Annotated in this window: 4 protein-coding genes; 3 read left to right on the top strand and 1 reads right to left on the bottom strand. The window is 47.0% G+C overall.

The annotated features are described in order from the left end of the window. Positions 1-139 precede the first annotated feature (139 nt). Positions 140-1,201: a sensor histidine kinase gene (locus tag ACEVJL_RS16650; RefSeq protein ID WP_374738478.1), complete on the bottom strand. Its 1,062-nt coding sequence runs from the start codon at positions 1,199-1,201 to the stop codon at positions 140-142. A 435-nt stretch (positions 1,202-1,636) separates the two neighbouring features. On the opposite strand from ACEVJL_RS16650, the gene gap reads away from it, so the two are divergent. The 3 genes from gap to ACEVJL_RS16665 all read left to right on the top strand — a co-directional run bounded on the left by gap (position 1,637) and on the right by ACEVJL_RS16665 (position 5,926). Next, complete coding sequence (gene gap / locus ACEVJL_RS16655; RefSeq protein WP_110441680.1) at positions 1,637-2,647, top strand: type I glyceraldehyde-3-phosphate dehydrogenase; 1,011 nt, start codon at positions 1,637-1,639, stop codon at positions 2,645-2,647. 186 nt (positions 2,648-2,833) lie between these two features. Next, positions 2,834-3,733, top strand: coding sequence for a tyrosine-type recombinase/integrase (locus ACEVJL_RS16660; RefSeq protein ID WP_235398147.1), 900 nt, complete (start codon positions 2,834-2,836; stop codon positions 3,731-3,733). A gap of 852 nt (positions 3,734-4,585) precedes the next feature. Next, positions 4,586-5,926: a hypothetical protein gene (locus ACEVJL_RS16665; RefSeq protein WP_235398149.1), complete on the top strand. Its 1,341-nt coding sequence runs from the start codon at positions 4,586-4,588 to the stop codon at positions 5,924-5,926. Positions 5,927-6,167: the final 241 nt, after the last annotated feature.

Consider the following 6,167-nt stretch of genomic DNA (forward strand, 5'->3'; position numbering starts at 1 on the left):
AATATCTGTGTGTGCGTATAGCTTCTTTTGCCCATGATAATACCCCCTAATGTAGTTACTTTTATTTTCCTACATTAGGGGGTGTTTTGTCTATTGTCCGTTTTTAATGGACCTGTTCAATTGGGAAAGGCGCGGTTTTTTAATCGTAATCTTCCGTGCGGAACATGGACTGGGGAAGCACGTCAGACAGCTCCACCAACACAGGGGAGAGCCCGCCGGTGTCCTCGATGCGGGGGGACTGGACCTGCAGCCGGGTGTCCAGCGGTCCGGTGGGCAGAGAGACCACCGACAGCAGCGCGCCGCTCTCCCGGCGCTCCAACAGCATGGTGCCCTTGTGAAGGGCCACGATGTGCCGGGCGATAGCCAGCCCCATGCCCGCGCCCTCCTGGGGGTCCGGGATGCGGTCGTCGGGCAGGGGAGAGGGGAAGAGGGTGTCCAGATCCTCCTGGGCAAAATCCTGGCCGCTGTCGGTGACCGAGAGGATGGCCCGGTCCCGGCGCTGGGCCAGAGTAAGGAAGACCGAGCCCTGGGGAGCGGCCTTGGCCGCGTTGGACAGCAGGGTGAGAATCAGCTTGGACAGCAGATCCGGGTCGCCGGGAATCAGCAGGGAACTGCTGTTGCAGCGGAAGGTGAGGGTCACCCCGGCGCCCTCCAGCAGGGAGGCGGCCTCATCGCTGAGACGGCCGCACAGCCCCACCAGGTCCATGGTGATGGGCTGGAAGAAGGCCTGGGACGAGCCCAGGGAACGCAGATAGTCCAGGTTGGACAGCAGCCGGTGCATCCGGCAGAAGGTCTTCTGAAAGGCGGCATCCCGGCCTGAGGGATCGCCTCCTGCCCGGGAGAGATCGTCGGAGAGCAGCTGGACCGGGAGGAGCATCTCCTGCATAAAGGTGCGCATCTGGCGCACAAAGCCGTCCAGCTGGCGGTCGGTCAGGGCGGACTGGGAGGAGGGGTGGACCAGCAGCAGCTGGCAGCAGTCCTGGGGGGTGCGGCTGAAGACATACTCCACCCCCTGGTGGAGAAAGACGCCCGCGGTCTGGTCTCCCAAAGCGGGAGCCAAAAAGGCGGGGGGCTGGTCTCCCAAGGCCAGCTCAGGGAACTGGGCTCCGGCGGCCCGGTTAAACGCATGGATGCGGCCCTGGCAGAGCTGGATAGCTCCCTCAGGCAGCCGCTCCAGGGCAGTGGAATTGGACTGGGACATAATAACCTCCTGGCCGTAGAATCAAACTGCGGCAGAACAGAAACCGGCGCTGCGCCGGGCTTTCTCTCTTAAAGGATATACGGAAATCAACCACTTCTTGATTGTAAAAATCAGTATATCAAAAAGTGGATGAGACAACAAGGGAAAGAAGAGGAAAATTGGCGCAAAATGGAAAAATCGGGGGCCAAAACGGCGGCGGCATGAAGCTCTGGAGCGGCCTTAAGGAGCACAGGCCGGGACTAAAGCCTTCTTAGACCAAGAAAAAAGGGATAAGCCAGCGCTTATCCCTGCTCTATTGCTAATTTTACCGGAAAAATTCTCTAAAATATATGAAAAAAGACACTACCAAAACGGGTTAAATCGGGATATAATAACCCTGACCACAGGAATAACCCCATGGGGGGTCAATTTAGGATAGAAAAGGAGAAATTCAACATGAGCATTAAAGTTGGCATCAATGGCTTTGGCCGTATCGGCCGTATGGTGTTCCGCGCCAGCCTGAATCACCCCGAGATCGAGATCGTAGGCATCAACGATCTGTGCCCCGCCGACTACCTGGCTTACATGCTGAAGTATGATACCATGCATGGCCGCTGCGAGGCTGAGATCGGCTACACCGAGAACGCCATCGTGGTGAACGGCAAGGAGATCCCTGTCTCTGCTGAGCGCAACCCCGCTGATCTGCCCTGGGGCAAGCTGGGTGCTGAGTACGTTGTGGAGTCCACCGGCCTGTTCCTGACCAAGGAGAAGGCTCAGGGCCACCTGGACGCTGGCGCCAAGAAGGTCGTCATGTCCGCCCCCTCCAAGGATGACACCCCCATGTTCGTCACCGGCGTCAACCTGGACAAGTACACCACCGACATGAACTTCGTGTCCAACGCTTCCTGCACCACCAACTGCCTGGCTCCTATCGCCAAGGTTCTGAACGACAAGTGGGGCATCAAGGACGGCCTGATGACCACCGTTCACTCTGTTACCGCTACCCAGAAGACCGTTGACGGTCCTTCCCTGAAGGATTGGCGCGGCGGCCGCGCTGCTTGCGGCAACATCATCCCCTCCTCCACCGGCGCCGCCAAGGCCGTGGGCAAGGTTATCCCCGAGCTGAACGGCAAGCTGACCGGTATGTCCATGCGTGTTCCCACCCTGGACGTGTCCGTTGTTGACCTGACCGTCAACCTGGAGAAGCCCGCCAAGTACGAGGAGATCTGCGCCGCCATGAAGGAGGCCTCCGAGGGCGAGCTGAAGGGCGTTCTGGGCTACACCGACGAGGACGTGGTTTCCTCCGACTTCCTGGGCGACACCCACACCTCCATCTTCGACGCCAAGGCTGGTATCGCTCTGACCGACACCTTCGTGAAGGTCGTTTCCTGGTACGACAACGAGATCGGCTACTCCAACAAGGTTCTGGAGCTGATCAAGCACATGTACTCTGTTGACCACAAGTAATTTGATTAAAAGAAGCTGTTTTAACAACTTTTTAAATCACTTTGCTTGATGCGGGATTTACAGTATTGTGGGTAAACCGCAATAATTGGAGTAACGATGTGTTTCGTTGTTCCAATAGCTGAATTCCCCAAAAGACAAAAGAAACACTCCTTTTTCGGTAACTTAGCCGGAGAAGGAGTGTTTTTTATGTTGTTAAATGATGTTCGGGAAGAGTTTGCATTTCATTGCCAATGCCGTAACCTGTCCCCCAGGACAATTAAAAACTATGGAAAGCAGATTGATTATCTGATTCGATTCTTGCAGGAGAAAGGGATTAAGCATGTTCAGGATGTAGAGCCAAAGGATATTAAATCGTTCTTGCTGGAAATGAAACGAACAAAGCACACGCCGAATTATATCAATGACCTGCTGAAAGCATACAAGGTGTTCTTTCGCTATGCCTACAATGAAGGATATACAGAAACACTTTTAACAGAGAAGATTCAGAATGTGAAAGCTCCAAAGGTAATTATCCGTACCTTTTCGGAACAAGAACTAAAGAAGCTGTCAAACTATTACCAGGGCTATGATTATTTGAACATCCGCAATAAAGTAATTATGCTTTTGCTGATTGATACAGGAATACGGTTAAGTGAGTTAATTGGGCTGACGGAAGAGCAGCTAAAGTATGATTATATTATCATCCGGGGCAAGGGAGCAAAAGAACGGGTAGTTCCTAAATCGCCGCTGTTGGGAAAATGGCTGATTAAATTCTTGGCGGTTAGAAAGTCCTATTTTGCCTATCATATCATACCGGATAATATATTCCTTAGTAGAAACGGGAAGCCATTGACCAGTACGATGATTGATCATATTGTAAAGGAGGCTGGAAGGGCCTGTGGCGTGTCAGAGGACATAAGGGTATCCGCTCATACCTTCCGTCATACATACGCCCAGTATCAGCTTAAAAATGGCTTAGATATCTATTCTTTGTCTAGGCTGTTGGGGCATGAAAGCATTTCGATTACTCAAACCTATCTAAATGGGTTAAGAGACAAAGAGGTGCTAAAACAAGCACAGAATACAAGTCCGCTTATGAATCTTTGAAATTATGAAATGGGGCAAGGCAATGAAGATTTGTCCCATTTCTGTTATCTTGATTGAAATATGCAGCTAGAAACAGCTATATGCGAGAGAGGGTATCCTTATATCCCCCTACGCATAAAGGCAAACTGGGGCCAAAATATAATCAATTTATTTGATATCCCGCTCCAAGGTAAGGCCCCGAAGGGGCCAATATAGCCGGGGTGGTTATGGATATGGGATGATCAAAGGGAAAAGAGGCTGAGTGTAGCAGGAACACAAAAGGAGTGCGTAATTAAGATGTTTAAAATAGCAGCCTAAAATCGGCTTATTGTTGCAGTAAGAGTAAGTATATAGATTTATTGCGCCAAGAGAATACAAAGTAGGATTTCCCATAAGATGGCCGAGTGAAAACAGGGCTTCGAGGGGGAGAGGATTGGGCAATATGCACAAACAAAAACGAGGGGCAATTGATTATCGTATGAAAAGGAAAAGAATGGAAGGCAAAAAACTACGATAGAATAAGGGTTTGTGCAAATCTAAAAAACCCACAATTGTAATTTCTGGAATTTTATGGTATAATACACACAACAGGTAAGAGACCTGAATAACATATAAAGTGGGTGAGAGGGACTCTATTTATATATTACATAGTAAAAAGTACCAATAATTTGCCAAGGCAGAACCGACTATAAATTGGTACTTATTCCTCCTATATATAAACTTTATAATTTTGTATATGATTTAAAAGTACCAAATTTCGTTTATTTTATGACATAATATGTTGTTTTGCTGTTTATTGTAACTTAAAATGATAATTTTGAGAGGAGAAAACACTATCATATAAAAGAGTTCCTATCCCGCGGAAAGGAATAAATGCCCAAATATAAATATAATTTTTTAAATGTAAAGCAAGGTCAACTATTTAAAGATTTTACCGCATTATTTGAGACAGTAACAGGGGAAAAACCTCCGACTGGAGCTAGAAACCGAGCTGCAATTGAGCGGGAATTATCCAGACATATTAGCTATTGTAAGGCATCTGAGATAAATCCAGAAGTTACATCTAAAAGAGCCATTATTGTAAAAGAAATATATAATACGCCACTAAAGCTGAAAGAAAATAGGGGTAAACATGGTAAGTATTCAGACCATTTAAAGCCCTTGCTGTTGCTTTCTTGTGGATGCGCTTCTTTTGAGGGGAAGATGTGTAGGCTTTCTAATTCTTTGGGTATTTTTGAAAAATACACATTGGACAAACTAAATAATACAGAAGTATGGGATTCAAAAAGTAAAAAAGATAGATTGGAATTTAATCCGTGGGAAATCAAAGAAGATATGATGCCCGGGAAACAACAGTATTTACGGAAATTATGGAATCAAATTCGTACAGCGATAGAAAGAAGCTTAAAGTCTTTGCAAGAGGATGGAATAGTTGAGTGGACATACTACCATAAGCTAAAGCCTGATGTACTAACAGATATAGCTGGTCGCAAAGAAAGACGCTTAAAATCAAGTGCGGAACTTCAAGAGGACAATAATCGGCGGGAAAAGCTGTTAGAAGAAATTTCATCTGATGCAAATTCTGTTCTACGGCCAGAAACGCTTGAACAGCTAAATATTTATTCTAAAAGTTGGGACAATTGTATTGATAGGGACATATTAGAAAAAGCAGTATATATCAATGATATGTCTATACCAGATGAGTTCTTAATTCGTGCTACAAAAAAGCAAGAAGCTGCCATTGCGAATTTGGAGCAGTTTATGCGTCAATATGCTTATAAGAGGTGCTATAAGCTAAAGAGTCTTCCTTCTGTTAAAGAAATTACGAATGAATTTGAATTTTTCCAAAATAGCCATCTAGCAAGGATATACAAGCAAATGGTCAAAGAAATGTATCCTTGGCTCATTGAGTGCAAGGTTATGTGGAAGGAGGTAGAATACCGGGTTGTAGGCGACTCACATCAATTAGAGTATTACATTAACTCTCCTGAGTTTAATAGTGAGGCCGCTAAGGAATCATTAAGTAAAGAATTCCTTAGATATATGAATACGCACATGCAGGACACGGTTTTTCTTCCAACATCTAACACTATGTCAGATATTAAAGAAAAACGATTTGGTAAGAGCACTGGGCCTGTGATGGAAAAGCCTATCGCTATGAGTAAAGCAGCGTGTGAACTGCATGAAAAATTACAACGGTTTTACGAGATATAAATAATAACTATCCCCCAGAAAAGCTATTAGGCTAATCTGGGGGATTTACTCATGTGGTGGAGCGGGATTATTGGTGCGTCCTAAAATATAATCAGTTGACGTTTGGTAAAGATCAGCTAAAGTGCATTCTGCGGCGCTCGGCGGCCACCGGTGCGGTCACCAGCGGCCACCTTGCGGCGCAGCGGCCACCCGTAATTAGGTGGTCATTTTAGGTTTAATCACCACGGTGTAGTGCTTTGTG

It is taken from the genome of Flintibacter porci (assembly GCF_041925195.1).
GTDB lineage: Bacteria > Bacillota > Clostridia > Oscillospirales > Oscillospiraceae > Lawsonibacter > Lawsonibacter porci.